This window comes from Aquimarina sp. 433 (assembly GCF_054054605.1).
Genome location: NZ_JBSWZK010000003.1, coordinates 22,266 through 38,872 on the forward strand (window position 1 = coordinate 22,266; position 16,607 = coordinate 38,872).

Genomic DNA, 16,607 nt, shown 5'->3' on the forward strand with positions numbered 1-16,607 from the left:
TAGATCCTACTTCTTGTGAAGTAGGATTTTTTATTTAATTCATTTCCATTAAAGTAAAACTTTTTCAAATTAATGAAAGCACATATTAGTAATATCCAAAGCACAACTTTATCAGATAAAACTTTCTTACTAAAAGAATATACCTTCAACTATCAGCATACAGAAGATGATATTGTCGAAGAACATTTAAGGGAGGTATATGATCATGGAGATGGAGCTTCTGTTTTATTATATAACCGATCTAAAAATACAGTTGTATTAACTCGACAATTTAGATTACCAACCCTTTTGAATGGGAGTTCATCGGGTATGAGTATAGAAGTATGTGCCGGATCTTTGGATGGTGATACTCCAGAAGTATGTGCTAAAAAAGAAGCGGAGGAAGAAACAGGATTTATTATTGAGACACTTGAAAAAGCATTTGAAGTATACGCTTCTCCAGCGGTAATGACAGAAATTGCCCATTTGTTTATTGCTGAGTATGATGATAATCAAAAGGTAAATAATGGTGGAGGTTTATCAGAAGAACAAGAATATATAGATGTTTTAGAGATCGAGTTCGAAAAAGCATTTGGTATGATAGCCTTAGGCGAGATCAAAGATGCAAGAACAGTAATGCTTTTACAATATCTAAAGATAAAAGGTATAATGAAAAGCTAATTCCAGTTAGATAAGTTCGCTTTTTAAGTATATTTAGCAAAAAATAATTCGTTAATCAAAATAAGAACTATAACGAGTATCACAAAAGGATATTAAATTATAGTAATGAAAGAAGTAAAAAAACAGAATATGAAACGTATTGCACTTTTTATAATAGCTATAGTGTTTATTAACTGCAAACAAGTAACTACAGCTCAGTCCAGTGAATCAAAAATTAAAGCTTCAGAAGTAGAAACTATTATGAATTTTTTAGCTAGTGATGAGTTAGAAGGCAGAGATACTGGATCTGAAGGATTGAAAAAAGCAGCAAAGTATATAGAAGATATATTTAAAAATTCTGGTATTAGTCCATATTTCGACACCTATTTACCATCTTTTGATGCGAAAGGAACGGAAACCTATGATGTAGTAGGATATTTAAAAGGTACAGATCCTGATTTGGCGAATGAATTTGTAATAGTGGGCGCTCATTTCGATCATATCGGAAAAGGAAAAGAAGTTAATGGAGATATTATTGCTAATGGCGCTAACGATAATGCTGCAGGAAGTACAGCTGTAATTTCTTTAGCCAAACATTTTGCAAAAGCTAAGGATAATAAGCGTAGCGTTCTGTTTGTGTTATTTGGAGCAGAAGAAAAAGGTTTGCTTGGATCAAAGCATTTGGCTAAGGTTTTAAAAGAGAAAAACTTGAATCTATATACGATGGTAAATTTTGAAATGATTGGAGTACCGTTGAATGACAAGTCTTATAAAGCATATATCACAGGATTTGAAATATCTAATATGGCGGAGAAAATGAATGAATACGCAGGGAAGGAATTAATAGGGTTTCTGCCTAAAGCTAAAGAGTTTCAGTTATTTCGCAGAAGTGATAACTATCCTTTTCATAAAGAATTTAATGTGCCTTGCCAAACGATTTCAACATTCGACTTCACTAACTATGACTACTACCATCATGTAGATGATGAAGTATCAGAAATGAATTTTGAATTTATGGCAGAACTTATCAATGATTGCGTTCCAGTAATGACAAACATATTAAATTCGAAAACACAGGAGATCAAACTCAAGTAATCCTTCGAAAAATACCTAAACGACTAAGTCTAGATCAAACCGAAATGTTTCTATACGACCGCGAAGAAACGATAAAACAACCAAATGAAAAACGTAATAATTACTGGAGCCAGTAGAGGAATAGGATTCGAAATGGCAAAATTATTCGCTGATGAAGGGCATCAGGTACTTGCACTTTCAAGAAATGAAAAACCTATATCAGCGTTAAACCACAAGAATATTTATGCTTTTTCTTGTGATTTATGTAGTTCCGATGATCTTTCAAAAGTGTCCAGTTATATTAAAGAAAATTGGAATAGCGTAGATATTTTGATCAATAACGCAGGTAAATTATTGAATAAACCTTTTGCAGAAATTAGTTCCAAAGAATTTGAAGAAGTATATAAAGTAAATGTTTTTGGTGTAGCAGAAATCACACGTTTATTACTGCCTTTTATGAAATCTGGAAGTCATGTTGTAACTGTAAGTAGTATGGGTGGAATTCAGGGAAGTATGAAGTTTCCAGGTTTAGCGGCATACAGTTCTAGCAAGGGAGCGGTTATTACTTTAAGCGAATTATTGGCAGAAGAATATAAAGATAGCGGAATAGCATTTAATGTATTAGCACTAGGAGCAGTACAAACAGAAATGTTGGAAGAAGCATTTCCAGGATATCAAGCACCATTGACAGCAATAGAAATGGCGACATATATCACTAATTTTTCACTTACCGGAAATAAGTTTTACAATGGTAAGGTATTGCAGGTTTCAAGTTCCACTCCTTAATTCATTTGGATCTTAAATTTTTGATTTTAAGTGTTATCTATTTAAGTAGATTAATTTTTCTATTTTAGAGAAGCTAATTTTCTTTAATAAATACTCACAAAATCATTTTAAATATGTCTAAAAAAATAGGATTACTTCTGCTATTGGTAATCTTAATTTCCTGTGCAAAAGAAAAACCAAATCTTACCGCAGAAATCAGTCAGAATTGGAAGTTTAAAAATACCAGAGATACACTTTGGCTTCCTGCTAATGTTCCCGGTACCGTTCATACCGATTTATTGAAGAACAAGAAAATCGAAGAACCATTTATTGGTAATAATGAAGAGAAACTACAATGGATTTCAGATGAAGATTGGGAGTATACTACAATATTTCAATTAAACGAAGAACAGTTAAAGAGAAAATATCATCAACTTCATTTTAAAGGATTAGATACCTATGCTACTGTTTTTTTGAATGATAGTTTATTGATCAATACAGATAATGCTTTTAGAACTTGGGATATTGATGTTTCTAATCGAGTTCGTAAAGAGAATACGCTTAGAATTATATTTAAGCATACTGATACGATCGAAAAACAAAAGATGAGTAAACTAGCTTATGAACTTCCGGTATCGGGAAGAGTTTTTACTCGCAAGCCACAATTTCACTATGGATGGGATTGGGGACCTACGTTCATTACTTCTGGCGTATGGAGGCCAATTATTCTAGAATCTTGGGATGATGTTTTTTTAAATGATTTATATCTCAAACAACAATCCCTTACAGATCAAAAAGCATCGTTGCAAGCAAAGCTAGATCTTACCATAACATCAGAAATTGAGCTCACCTGCAAGGTTTATGTTAATGATTCTGTGGTTTTACAAAAAGAGATTGCTTCCGTTCCAGGAAATCACTTATACGATTTGGATTTTGAGATTTTGAAACCTAAAAGGTGGTGGACTCATAATCTAGGAGAACCATATCTGTATGATATCAAACTACAGATAATTAAGGGTAGTAAAGAGATCGTTTCCAAGAGTGTTAAGAAAGGATTGCGTACTATAGAATTAATACAAGATCAAGACAGTGTAGGAAATACTTTTTATTTCAAATTGAATGATGTTCCTGTATTTATGAAAGGAGCCAACTATATTCCTCAACATATTTTTCAACCAGAAGTAAGGACTGAGGATTATCAACAAATCTTTACAGATGCTATGGCAGCCAATATGAATATGCTTCGTGTTTGGGGAGGAGGAATTTATGAAGAAGATATTTTCTACGATTTAGCCGATAAAAATGGAATCCTGGTTTGGCAAGATTTTATGTTTGCTTGTGCGATGTATCCTGGTGATGATGAGTTTTTAGAAAATGTAAAGCAAGAAGCTGTAGACAATATCAAAAGATTACGTAATCATTCAAGTATCGCTGTTTGGTGTGGCAATAATGAAAATAATGAAGCTTGGCATAATTGGGGTTGGCAAATCGATAGATCCGAAGAAGAAAAAGAAGAAATATGGAACAATTATCAAAAGCTTTTTAATGGAATCTTGCCAGAAGCAGTAGCAAGTTTAACAGATAACTCTTATTGGGAAAGTTCTCCTAAATACGGACGAGCAGATAAAAGATTTAAGCTAGAAGGAAGCGCACACGATTGGGGCGTATGGCATGATGCATTACCTTTTGAAAGATTTGAAGAAGAAATTCCAAGATTTATGAGCGAATATGGATTTCAATCTTTTCCATCCTATGAAGCAATTAGATATTTTACGCAGTTAGATAGCATCAATATTAATCATTCTAGTTTCCAAACACATCAAAAACATAATAGAGGATTTTCATTGATTAGAGAATATATGGAAAGAGATTTTCCAGTTCCGTCTGATCCAGAAGATTATGTATATGTTAGTCAATTGTTACAAGCGTATGGTATAACGAAAGGTATTCATGCCCATAGAAGAGCAATGCCCTATAATATGGGATCGCTATATTGGCAGTTTAATGATTGTTGGCCAGTAGTGTCATGGTCTGGAATCGATGGATTAGGAAACTGGAAGGCCTTGCATTACAAAGCAAAGAGAAGTTTTGAAAACTTAATACTGTCCTCACAAGTAAAAAATGATTCTTTATATCTACATGTTGTGAATGATCATCTTCATGCCAAAGAAGGAGCTTTAAAGATAACGTTCATGGATTTTGAAGGGAATGTATTGTGGAAGAATAAAGTGAATATAAAAGCTAAAGCGAATGCCTCAACAAAAGTATTAGAGCAAAAAATACCAAATGAAATTGTAGATGCACAAAGCGTGGTCATTACAACTGAATTTGAAGGAAAAAAAGCTAATTTTTACTTGGTGCGTCCCAAAGATCTAAGATTACCCGATCATAAAGTGCAATTAGAGATGACCAAGGTTTCCGACGGATACGAAATAACAGTTTCATCTTCATCATTACAGAAAGATGTATTTCTGTACGCTGATAAGAAAGGACATTTTGAAGATAATTTTTTTGATGTTTTACCCGGAGAAACCAAAAAGCTTTTATTTCAAACTAAAGGTGATATAAAGCTTGAAGATATCAAAGTCAAAACATTGAATAGTGTTATGGAAACCACATCTGTATAAGAAATGTATAGGAGTATAAGTAATTTAGCGATGCTATTGATATTATATTTTATCAGTAGCTGCGGTATGCCTCAAGATCCTGTAGTGTTTGGAGGTATTATTCCTCTACCTACAGAACAAAAAGTAGGAAAGGGTCATTTTCTGTTTTCTCAAAATACGTCCATAAAGTATCATCCAGATCTTAAAAAAACTGTACTGTATTTTAATAAACTGGTTGAAAAAGGAATTGGAAAATCGCTGGAAATACAACCTTCCAAAAATGAAAATTTTATCTCTTTTGAAATAGATACTACCATCACTAATATAGAAGGTTATCAACTAACCATTTCTGAGAAAGAAGTTTTGATCCGTTCCAAAGATCCTAAAGGTAGTTTCTATGCAATCCAGACGTTACGACAATTATTTCCGCCTTGTTTTGAAAATAATAGTTGTAATACTCCTTTTCAATTACCAGTGATTTCAATTTCTGATACGCCTAGGTTTTCGTATCGTGGAATGCATTTAGATGTAGGGCGACACCTTTTTTCTGTTAAGGATATCAAACAATATATAGAGATTCTTTCCTTATTAAAGTTCAATACGTTTCATTGGCATCTTACCGAAGATCAAGGTTGGAGAATCGAAATCAAAAAATATCCGAAGCTTACAGAAGTAGGAGCGTACCGAAAGGAGACTTTGGTAGGCCATTATAATGATCAACCACATCAATTTGATGGAAAAAAATATGGTGGATTTTATACTCAGGAAGAAGTGAAAGAGATTGTTGCATTTGCACAAGAACGGAATGTTACGATCATTCCTGAAATCGAAATGCCAGGACATTCTAAAGCAGCAATTGCAGCATATCCAGAGCTTGGTTGTGGAGATAAAATTGTAGAAGTTGCTACAAAATGGGGAGTTTTTGAAGATGTTTATTGTCCTACCGAAACGACATTTACTTTTTTACAAGATGTGTTGGATGAGGTAATGGAAATTTTTCCGAGTGAGTACATTCATATCGGAGGAGATGAAACCCCAAAAGCACAATGGAAAGCTAATGAATATTGTCAGAATCTCATTCAGAAAGAAGGACTTAAAGATGAGTTTGGATTACAAAGTTATTTTATCAAAAGAATTGAAAAATATTTGAATAGTAAAGGAAGAAAAATTATTGGTTGGGATGAAATTCTAGAAGGTGGTTTAGCGCCAAATGCTGTAGTAATGTCCTGGAGAGGTACAGAAGGAGCTATTTCTGCGGTTAAAGAAAAGCATCAAGCTATTTTAACACCATCTTCTCATTGCTATTTTGATTATTATCAGAGTGACAGAACCGATGAACCTCTGGCGATAGGAGGATATTTGCCATTAGAGAAAGTATATAGTTTTGAGCCAATTCCAGTCGGAATATCAAAAGAAGAAGCAACATACATTATTGGAGCTCAAGGAAATGTTTGGACAGAGTATATGAAAACTTTTGATAAAGTAACTTATATGGCATTTCCTAGAGCTATAGCATTAAGTGAAGTAGTTTGGAGTCCAGCTGAAACAAAGGACTATTCTGATTTTGTAAATCGATTAGTGCCTTTTCAAAAACGATTAGATATGCTAGGTATTTATTATGCAAATCATTTATATGAAATTAATGGAGATATAGATGTTAAGAATCACAATGTAAAGTACTCTTTGGAAACATTTTTTAAGGATAAAACAATTAGATATACTTTAGATGGAACTGATCCGATTGGAACCTCATTAGTATATGACCAACCTATTTTGATTGACAAAAATTATATGCTAAAAGCGAAGGTCTTTCAAGGAAAAGAGCCTTTGGGAGCTTTATTTACTCAGAATTTTTTGATCCATAAAGCAATTGGTGCTGCCGTAACTATAGATACAGAACCGCATCCATCATACAATGCTGGTGGTAAAGAGGCTTTAATAAATGGGATAAATGGTAGTAATAGTAGGTATGGCGATAAGGAGTGGTTAGGATTTTGGGGAGACGATGTGGAAATTACTTTAGATCTAAAACAAGCATCAGAAATACATGCAATAAAAACTCGGTTTTATAATGCAAATGGACAGTGGATCTATGCACCCAAAAAGGTTGAAGTTTCCTTCTCTCAGGACAATGTTTCTTATTCCAACGGAGTTTCTAAGGAATTAGATATGAAATTGTCAAAAGGATCGATTGTGCCGATTGCAATTGATAACAATATAAAATGTCGTTTTATAAAGATAAAAGTCAAAAATTACGGTGTCATTCCAGAAGGGCTACAAGGAGCAGGAAATAAAGCTTGGACATTTATTGATGAAATTATAATAGAGTAATAAATAGTATTGAATTATTGTGAAAACAGTTGTAATAGAGGTTTGTGCTAATTCTTTTGAGTCTGCTGTGAATGCGGAAAAAGGAGGAGCAGATAGAATTGAACTATGTTCAGAATTGGCAGTAGGAGGGATTACTCCTTCTTATGGTTTGATAAAAAAAACTGTAGAAGAAATTGCTATTCCTATTCATGTATTGATTAGACCCCGAAGCGGAAACTTTACGTATTCAGATACTGAATTCGATATTATGAAAAAAGATATTGTTTTTTGCAAGTCCATAGGTTGCACTGGAATTGTTTCTGGAGTTTTACACGAAGATCATACACTAGATGTAAAAAGGACTGAAGAATTGATTGAGCTTGCTTCACCACTATCTTTTACATTTCATAGGGCCTTTGATTGGATCCCTAATCCAGAAAAGACAATTCGAATTTTAGAAGAGATAGGAACAGATCGAGTTTTAACCTCAGGACAGCAGGTAAAAGCTCTGGATGGTATTAATTTACTTGTAAAGCTAAGGGATAAAGTTTCAAAATTAAAGATTTTACCTGGAGGGGGAATTGATGCAGATAATGCTAAAGTTTTTAAAGACAATAATTTCGAAGAAATACATTTATCTGCAATTTCAATTGTAAAATCAGGAACACCTATTAAATTATCTATGAATAATCTTAAGATGGTTGATGATGACTTGACTACGTTTTCGGATTTACAAAAAATTCAGAAAATTAAAGAAGCTATAAAATGATAAGGTAATTTTTTTGTAATAATTGTCGATTAAGAGTAGGGTTTTTACTAGTACAACTGTTTTTTATGTATGTCACACAGTTTAATAATTTACTCTTAATTCAAAAAAATGAAAAAATTTTTATTTTGTTTGTTATGTTGTTTTTACATAACAAGTTTGTTTTCACAACAAGGGGTTGGTCCAAGTACGATTGCAAAAGGAAACTACAAAGGAAAAACCAAACCGTTTAAAGATTATCCAACTATTAGTCAGTCTAAAGCTGAAGAATCTGTTAAGGATCTTACAATAATTTTTAATAATCTTCGAGCTAATGAAAAAGTAAATCAAAATGCTTTGCCAATAGGGGCTGATCCTAAAAGACAGGAACAGTTTGGTATATCTGCGAATAATAATTTAGGGCTTAATATAGAAGGTATAGACCGTAATGATGCAGGAGGCGCATTACCTCCTGATCCATCAGGAGCAGTTGGTCCTAATCATTATGTTCATGGAGTTAATGTTGCTATAAAGATATTTGATAAAAGTGGGAATGTGTTGGCAGGTCCTACTTCATTATCTGATTTTTTAGGTTCTGGTAACAATGATGGAGATCCAATAATCATGTATGATCACTTAGCAGATCGATTTTTTGTAAGCCAATTCAGAGTTTCTGATAATGCCTTAATCGTAGCTATTTCAGAAACACCAGATCCTACAGGAGCTTATAATATGTATGAGTTTCCATTAGATGCATTTCCTGATTATCCTCATTATGCTATCTGGCCAGATGGATATTATTTAACCGCAAATAAAAACGCAGGAAATACTACATATGTTTTAGATCGTCAGGCCATGATTGCGGGAGATCCAGATGCTCAAATTATAGGATTTGATCTTCCAGGAATTGAAAGAAATCCTAATACCGTTTTTAGTCCAGAGCCTGCAAATTTGGTTGGAAACGACTTTCCTGTAGATGTGCCTGGGTATATTGTGTATTTCCAAGATGATGGATGGAGTAATTCAATTACCCAAGATGAATTAAAAATATGGGAGATTGAGATCGATTTTACCAATCCAGGTAATAGTACAATCTCACAACCTTTAGATATTCCTATTACTGCTTTTGATAGCGTTTTTGCTCCTTTTGGAACAGGAGACGTTGAACAACCTGGAACTTCTCAAAAGGTCGATATGATAGGAGGAGTGATATCGTATGCGGCTAACTATAGATCGTTTACAGATCATAACTCTTGGCTGATTACTTTTAACGTAGATGTAGACGGTAATGATACTGCAGGAATTCGTTGGATAGAATTAAGAAATAGTGATACCGAAGGTTGGTCTGTATACCAAGAAGGAACGTATGCTCCAAATGACGGGCATAGTAGATTTATGGGAAGTGGATGTATTGATGCTTTAGGAAACATCGGTCTAGCATTTAATATTGCAAGTGCAACACTAGAGCCTGGTATTAGATATACTGGACGATATGTAAATGATCCATTAGGACAAATGACATTAGCAGAAGAGACTATTATAGATGGAGCAGGAGTACAGACAATATCAAATAGATTCGGTGATTATTCTCACTTAACGATGGATCCTGATCAATTTACTTTTTGGCATACGGCTGAATATTTTAAAGATGATAATATATGGGCCACTAGAATTGCTTCTTTCAGTCTTACTTCTGGTTTGCCTACTGATGTTGGGGTAAGTGCTATTGTTTCGCCAAATGACGGCTTGCTTACCAATGCAGAAACTGTAGAGGTAAATATTAGAAATTTTGGTACAGATCCTCAACAAAATATTCCTGTAGAATTAAGAGTTGATGGGGTTTTAATCGCTACTGAAACTTTTACAGGTACAGTGAATCCAAATGAATCCGTAAGTTATACGTTTACTGCTACTGTTGATCTTTCTAATCCAGGGCAAGTATATACCATAGAAGCAAATACTGTGTTAACAGGTGATGGGTTAGCACAAAATGATGACGCTTCAAAAGAAGTTAAAAGTTTATTAGCAAGAGATGTAGGTGTTGTTGATATTTCTGCTCCTTCAACTGGATCAGGATTAGGTTTAGAAGATGTAATGGTGGATATCACTAATTTTGGAGGAGAAACTGCTACCAATATAGAAGTACAATACATTTTAGATGGAGGTACACCTGTTGTAGAGACTGTTCCAGGACCAATTGCACCGCAAGAAACTGCTAGTTATACATTTACAGCTCAGGCAGATTTAAGTACGATTAATGTTACTTATACGATAGATGCTAGAACAAATTTTAATGGAGATCAATTAGCAAGTAACGATGATTTTTCTAAAAGCGTTACTCATACGGTTTGTACGCCAGAGGCTACTGCGGGATGTAATGTAGATGGAATTAAACAATTTGTTCTTAATACAATTAACGCCGATGATGGAGGTAGTGGGTGTAATACAGAAGGAGGTCTTAACGTTAACGGGTATTCGGACCGTACCAATCTATCTACGGTATTATCTAATGTTGATGGTGATAACGAATATATATTACAAGCACAACACAATTGGCAAGATGGAGCTGATATAGAAGCACTTTCGGTTTGGATCGATTTTAACGACAACTTTATTTTCGAACCATCTGAGCAGCTAATTGCCGGAGAATTTTTCCGATCTTTTGGTGTTTTAGAAGACTTTAATTTGGTAATCCCAGTCGGAGCTAATCCAGGAAGTCACATTTTAAGAGCGAAAGCTATTGATACATCAGCAGGTGGAGATATTAATGATCCTTGTGGGGATTTTGATTTCGGAGAGGTACACGACTACACTGTAGAAATTGATCAGACATTAAGTGTAGATGAAAGAGAATTTAACAATGCTCAATTAACAGTGTTAACGAAACCAGATAATAAGTTTGAAATTAGTTTGGTTCCTCAGAATACATTAGATACAGAAATTTATATCGGTGTGTTTAATATGTTAGGACAACAACTAAAAGCATCTTCTCTTAGCCGAATAGGAAATGAGTATAGAATAAATGTAGATATGGCACAAGCAACAACAGGCCTATATTTCTTTAGAATAGGAGATGGGAGCAATCGATTTGTGAAAACTGTAAAGGTAGCAGTGCAATAAAACTTTTAGGTTGATTAGAATTTGTAAGCGGTTGTGACCAAATTTATAGGTTGCAACCGCTTTGTTTATAGGATACAATTTAATTTGAAGATTATAAGATGGTTTTACTCTTCATCCATCCATAATATAGGATATATCCGTAACAACAAATCACTAAAATAAATGCAAGCTTAAAGCCTATATGATCAGTTAGCAAACCAAATAAAGGAGGGATAATCGCTCCTCCTACTATAGCCGTACATAACAATCCCGAAGCTTTTGGTTTTAAATCTCCCAGTCCATCGATGGCCAAAGTAAATATAGTTGGAAACATAATGGAATTAAATAATCCAACTGCCAGAATACTCCACATAGCTATGTAACCACTAGTAGCGATAGAAATTAATATTGATATGATTGCCAAAGAAGCGAAAAGTGCTAAAACTTTTCCTGGTTTCATGATTTTGGTAAGATAAGACCCCACAAAGCGCCCAATCATAGCCCCAGACCAATAAAAAATTACAAAAATTCCAAGTAGTGCTTTTGCATCTGCTCCTTCCAAACTTTTAAAGAAAATAGTGGCAACAAAATCAGCTATACTCATCATAGTACTACTCTCTTTAATAAGAGGAACCATATTCATGTCTAGAAAATAATTGACCAAATAGCTACCAATAGCTACTTCTGCACCTACATAAAAGCAAATACCTAAGACTCCTAAAATAAGTCCTTTTTTTGCAAAAGCTTCCGCATAAGTTCCAGTAGATGTTTCATTAATTAGTTTTGGGAGTTTGGCAAAAAAGAAAATACCACTTATCGCGATTATAAATACTGCTAAACCTAAAAAAGGATTTTGAACAGCAGCAGCTTCTGATGCTAAATACGTTTCCTTAACACTTTCCGATAATTGCTCGATTTCCTCCTTACTTTTGATAGTATCGCTTAAAATAAATAACGCTCCTACTGCAGGTGCGATTGCGGTCCCAAGAGAGTTAAAAGCTTGGGAGAGATTTAGTCGACTCGATGCTCCATCTTCACTACCTAGTACAGCCACAAAAGGATTAGCGGCAACTTGCAAAATGGTCATTCCGCCAGCGAGTATAAAATAAGCCAGCATAAAAATCCCGAAAACTCGATAGGAAGCTGCTGGATAAAATAGTAAACAACCTGTTGCCATGGTTAATAACCCTAAAATAATTCCTTTTTTATATCCAATTTTTGAGAGAATGTAACTAGCAGGAATGGATAATAAAAAATAGGCTCCAAAAAAGGCAAATTGTACTAATCCTGCCTGAAAATAAGATAAGGTAAATAGCTCTCTTAGTCTAGGGATTAAAGAATCTACTAACACCGTAATAAAACCCCAAAGAAAAAAGAGTAGAGTTAACAAGATAAAAGAACTACGATAAGATGTGTTGTTTGACATGGCTATGGTTTAAGAGGTATGATAAAATTTAGTAAGTACATTCTCATTAACTCCATCTTGGTATTTCATAATAGAAAAACCTTCATGGATGCAATAATGACCAATTTCTCCAGCTTTATTAATAGCAACATAAGCTACTTGAAAATCTTTGTATTTGTCGTTTTTGGTCACAATACGACGAATCGCTTCTTCGCATGCTTTTTGAGGGCTCATACCGTTACGCATTAATTCTACGATTAGAAAACTTCCCACAGTTTTTAGAACTTCTTCGCCCATTCCTGTAGCCACAGCACCACCTATCTCATTATCTATAAATAAACCAGATCCAATGATGGGAGAATCACCAACGCGACCTTTCATTTTATACGATAAACCCGATGTGGTACAGGCACCTGCAATATCGCCATTTTTGTCAATCGCTAGCATGCCTATAGTATCGTGATTTTCGATATTAATGATAGGTTTGTACTCTGAAGTTTTTTTCCATTCTTCCCATGCTTTTTTAGATTCTTCGGTGAGTAAGTTTTCTTTAGCAAATCCTGATTGATATCCAAATTCTTCTGCTCCTTCACTGGCAAGCATAACATGTGGAGTATCTTCCATAACTTTTCTGGCTAAAGCAGCAACATTAGTGATATTTTCTACACACAAAACCGCACCGTAATCTCCTTCAGGGTTCATGACACAAGCATCTAATGTTACATTACCTTCTCGATCTGGAGCACCTCCTTTTCCAACGGTTGTATTTTTTAGATTTTCTTCTTCCACAGCAACTCCTTCGATTACAGCATCCAACGCAGGTTTTCCAGATGCTAGCGCTTCTCCAGCTTTTGCATTTGCTTTGGTAAAACGCCAGGTGCATACTGCAATTGGAGTAGAGGTTGTATTTGTCATAATTTCTTGTTCTTTTCGTGATTGTTCCTCAGATTGTTTTTTACAACTTATTAGTGTGGTTCCTAAAGTAATTCCAACACTGGTCAGTGAGGTGTTTTGAATAAATTTTCGTCTTTTCATTAGTTTACAGTGATTTCGTCTGCAAAAACCCAAGCTTTGCCATCATGGTTACTACCAATATGCCATTCTGGAATGGTCCCAACGGTTTGCGCTTTAATTTTTATAAACTGAGCCTTGTTTACAATGGAGGAAGCTTCTACTTTTTTTATAGATACTTCCGCAGAAGGAGTTGTCGATTTTATAAAGGTATTTTTATCTAATAGATTCCACTGTTTTCCATCTTCAGAGATCCAGAATTCTACTTTTTGTGGATAAAAGATCCAACTTCTTTGATCTTCTAGAAAACCAATGGATATGGTGTTGATATTTTTTATTGATCCTAAATCCAGAGTAGCGATAAGATCTCGATTATGAAAGCCTTGCCATGAACCTGAACGATAATCCATAGCTCCTTTGATACCATTAATTAAAGCATCGGGTCCACCACCATTATAGCGATTGGCATATTCATTCTCGAGTGATATTTTTAGATTAGGATTAATTTTAAAAAATTCGGTTTCTATAATTGGACTTTTAATTCCATTTTCTACGGCAAAGGTTTTTAAAATTGAAGGTTGAGTAATACTGATTGGAGTTTCATATTTTTTGAATTCTTCATTATCTAATGCGAAAAAGATCTCTGCTTCTTTATTGATACTTTGTAACGTAATTTGAGATTTCTCTTTAAAAGCAATATCACCTTCTGCTATAAAAGGAGGAGAGGTAATTAAGTGCTCTTCGATTTGTGTTTTTGGGATGTCGGTATCATTGGTTCCCCAAGTTGAAGGAGTGTTTGTCATCTCAAACACCAACGAACCTCCATTCGTGATATCTTGATGTTTGATGTAGGTATATGGATACTCTTTTCCGTTTAAAGAAGCACTAGCGATATATTTGTTAGCATCGTTGATGTTGTTTGCTACCATAGTAAATTGATTGCCGTTTTCTAATTGTATCGTTCCTTTTTCGAATAATGGAGTACCAATCACATAATGATCACTACCAGGAGTAACCGGATAAAAACCTAAACTGCTTAACACATACCAGGCACTCATCTGTCCACAATCCTCATTACCAGAAATCCCATCAGGAGTATTGGTATATAACTTGGTTAGTATTTCGTGTACTTTTTCTTGAGTTTTGTGTGGTTTGTTGATAAAGTTATAGAGGTAAGCTATGTGATGACTAGGTTCATTACCATGTGCATATTGTCCTATCAGTCCGGTAATATCAACTTGATGCGCTCCAGAAGTTTGATCTTTTGCAGTAAAAAGAGCATCCAATTGCTGCTCTAACGCTACTTTGCCACCCATTAGGTTGATAAACCCAGAAATATCCTGTGGAACGTAAAAGCTATACTGCCATGAATTTGCTTCGGTATAATTAAAGTTCACTTCATAAGGATCAAAAGGTGTAAACCACGTATTTCTATAACGGCCTCTCATAAATTTAGTAGACGGATCAAAAACGTTTTTATAATATTGAGCACGTTGGGTATAAGTTTTTGCATCGTCAGATTTACCCATTGCTTGCGCCATTTGTGCAATCGTCCAATCGTCATACGCGTATTCTAGGGTTTTGGATACCGATTCTGCCTCTTCTTCCACAGGAATAAAACCTCTACTTTTATAAGATGCTAACCCTAATTTGTTTTGAGTAGCACTATGTTTCATAGCTTTCAATGCTTTTTCGGGATCATAATTCGAAATTCCTTTTAGGTAAGCATCAGCAATCACCGGTACAGCATGATATCCAATCATACAATGGGTATAGTTACCGGCTAGATCCCAAATTGGCATAATACCACCTTCATCATATTTGGCCAAAAATGTATTGATATAATCATTAGTCCTTTTTTGATCAATGATCGTATACAGAGGATGGGTTGCACGATAGGTATCCCAAAGAGAAAATACCGAGTAGTATTCAAAGTCTTTGGTGTTATGGATGTTGAGATCCATGCCACGATAACGTCCATCCACATCTTGATATAAATTAGGAGCGATCATCGTATGATATAAAGCCGTATAAAAATTTGTTTTGTAATCTGTATTAGGACTTTCGATTACTATTTTTTTAAGCTCTTTTTCCCAACTGTCATTAGCTTCTTGTTTGATTTGATCAAAGGTTTTATTGCCAACTTCTGTAGTGAGGTTTTGTAAAGCACCCTCTTCATCAACTGCAGAGATTCCTATACGGATGCTTAATTCTTCAGAGGTTTTGCTATCAAATTCTAAGGCTACTTTAGTTCTATTTTCGTTAAAAGTTTTGTTGGTAATTGGTTTTGAAAAATGCATATGATAAAACAACAATTGTTTTTCTGCCCATGCTTTGGAATGACGATAGCCATTAATTTCTGTATCAGAAATGATGTTTATGTTATGATCGAGTAAAGCATCTCTATGTTCTAGATCCAAAATCACCAATTGTTTTTGACCTTTTGGGAATTTATAGCGGTGTATGCCCGCTCTTTTGGTTACTGTCAAAGCTACATCTATATTGGTAGTGTCTAAATGTACTTGATAAAATCCTGGAGCAGCTTTTTCGTTAGCATGTGAAAAATGCGCTCGATAGCTCTTTTGACCATCTGCTCCATTATTAAAAACAATCGTATCGGTTGGCATTAATAAGATGTCTCCGTAATCAGATACTCCAGTACCACTAAGATGTGTATGGGAAAACCCATAGATATAGGAATCCGTATAATGATATCCAGAACAACCATCCCAACCGTCTAGTCTGGTATCAGGGCTTAATTGCATCATCCCAAAGGGCATTGTTGCACCTGGATATGTGTGTCCATGACCACCAGTACCTATAAATGTATTAACATAACTAGTAAGGGGAACATCGCTAGAAGCTGGATGAATGATGGGTTTTTGTGTGCAAGAAAAGAAAAAAGTTATTGCAAGTATTGCAAATACCTTAGAAAAAGACGTCATAAGTTGTG

10 protein-coding genes are annotated in these 16,607 nt (G+C 34.6%); 7 read left to right on the plus strand and 3 right to left on the minus strand.

The window, feature by feature from the left end:
- Positions 1–72: 72 nt before the first annotated feature.
- The 7 genes from ACWNT5_RS06905 (at position 73) to ACWNT5_RS06935 (ending at position 11,259) form a co-directional block, all read left to right on the plus strand.
- Entirely contained in the window at positions 73–660 is a 588-nt protein-coding gene (locus ACWNT5_RS06905) for an NUDIX domain-containing protein (protein WP_299901129.1), read from the plus strand.
- A 105-nt stretch (positions 661–765) separates the two neighbouring features.
- A complete protein-coding gene (locus ACWNT5_RS06910) occupies positions 766–1,734 on the plus strand; it encodes a M20/M25/M40 family metallo-hydrolase (RefSeq protein ID WP_456516956.1) in 969 nt (322 codons plus the stop codon).
- An 84-nt stretch (positions 1,735–1,818) separates the two neighbouring features.
- On the plus strand, positions 1,819–2,499 hold the full coding sequence (locus tag ACWNT5_RS06915) for an SDR family NAD(P)-dependent oxidoreductase (protein ID WP_456516957.1): 681 nt from the start codon (positions 1,819–1,821) through the stop codon (positions 2,497–2,499).
- 113 nt (positions 2,500–2,612) lie between these two features.
- Positions 2,613–5,105: a beta-mannosidase gene (locus ACWNT5_RS06920; RefSeq protein WP_456516958.1), complete on the plus strand. Its 2,493-nt coding sequence runs from the start codon at positions 2,613–2,615 to the stop codon at positions 5,103–5,105.
- A 3-nt stretch (positions 5,106–5,108) separates the two neighbouring features.
- Positions 5,109–7,415, plus strand: coding sequence for a beta-N-acetylhexosaminidase (locus tag ACWNT5_RS06925; protein ID WP_456516959.1), 2,307 nt, complete (start codon positions 5,109–5,111; stop codon positions 7,413–7,415).
- Between the two features lie 19 nt (positions 7,416–7,434).
- The gene (locus ACWNT5_RS06930) at positions 7,435–8,163 is read left to right on the plus strand and encodes a copper homeostasis protein CutC (RefSeq protein ID WP_456516960.1); all 729 of its coding nucleotides are present in this window, start codon (positions 7,435–7,437) and stop codon (positions 8,161–8,163) included.
- 108 nt (positions 8,164–8,271) lie between these two features.
- A complete protein-coding gene (locus ACWNT5_RS06935; protein ID WP_456516961.1) occupies positions 8,272–11,259 on the plus strand; it encodes a GEVED domain-containing protein in 2,988 nt (995 codons plus the stop codon).
- A 91-nt stretch (positions 11,260–11,350) separates the two neighbouring features.
- On the opposite strand, the gene ACWNT5_RS06940 is transcribed toward ACWNT5_RS06935, so the two are convergent.
- Genes ACWNT5_RS06940 through ACWNT5_RS06950 form a run of 3 tightly spaced genes read right to left on the minus strand, consistent with a single transcriptional unit; the run spans position 11,351 to position 16,599 of the window.
- Positions 11,351–12,664 (minus strand): sugar MFS transporter, encoded by a 1,314-nt coding sequence (locus tag ACWNT5_RS06940; protein ID WP_299901112.1) that lies wholly within the window; start codon positions 12,662–12,664, stop codon positions 11,351–11,353.
- A 9-nt stretch (positions 12,665–12,673) separates the two neighbouring features.
- On the minus strand, positions 12,674–13,678 hold the full coding sequence (locus ACWNT5_RS06945; RefSeq protein WP_456516962.1) for an isoaspartyl peptidase/L-asparaginase family protein: 1,005 nt from the start codon (positions 13,676–13,678) through the stop codon (positions 12,674–12,676).
- Positions 13,678–16,599 carry a GH92 family glycosyl hydrolase gene (locus ACWNT5_RS06950; protein ID WP_456516963.1) on the minus strand — a complete coding sequence of 974 codons (2,922 nt, stop codon included), beginning with the start codon at positions 16,597–16,599 and terminating at the stop codon, positions 13,678–13,680. The genes ACWNT5_RS06945 and ACWNT5_RS06950 overlap by 1 nt, the downstream gene beginning before the upstream one ends.
- Between the last annotated feature and the right edge of the window lie 8 nt (positions 16,600–16,607).

Excerpts from the sequence above, each read along its gene's own strand:
- ACWNT5_RS06905 (WP_299901129.1), top strand. The coding sequence starts at position 73 with ATGAAAGCACATATTAGTAATATCCAAAGCACAACTTTATCAGATAAA.
- ACWNT5_RS06910 (WP_456516956.1), top strand. The coding sequence starts at position 766 with ATGAAAGAAGTAAAAAAACAGAATATGAAACGTATTGCACTTTTTATA.
- ACWNT5_RS06915 (WP_456516957.1), top strand. The coding sequence starts at position 1,819 with ATGAAAAACGTAATAATTACTGGAGCCAGTAGAGGAATAGGATTCGAA.
- ACWNT5_RS06920 (WP_456516958.1), top strand. The coding sequence starts at position 2,613 with ATGTCTAAAAAAATAGGATTACTTCTGCTATTGGTAATCTTAATTTCC.
- ACWNT5_RS06925 (WP_456516959.1), top strand. The coding sequence starts at position 5,109 with ATGTATAGGAGTATAAGTAATTTAGCGATGCTATTGATATTATATTTT.
- ACWNT5_RS06935 (WP_456516961.1), top strand. The coding sequence starts at position 8,272 with ATGAAAAAATTTTTATTTTGTTTGTTATGTTGTTTTTACATAACAAGT.
- ACWNT5_RS06940 (WP_299901112.1), bottom strand. The coding sequence starts at position 12,664 with ATGTCAAACAACACATCTTATCGTAGTTCTTTTATCTTGTTAACTCTA.
- ACWNT5_RS06945 (WP_456516962.1), bottom strand. The coding sequence starts at position 13,678 with ATGAAAAGACGAAAATTTATTCAAAACACCTCACTGACCAGTGTTGGA.
- ACWNT5_RS06950 (WP_456516963.1), bottom strand. The coding sequence starts at position 16,599 with ATGACGTCTTTTTCTAAGGTATTTGCAATACTTGCAATAACTTTTTTC.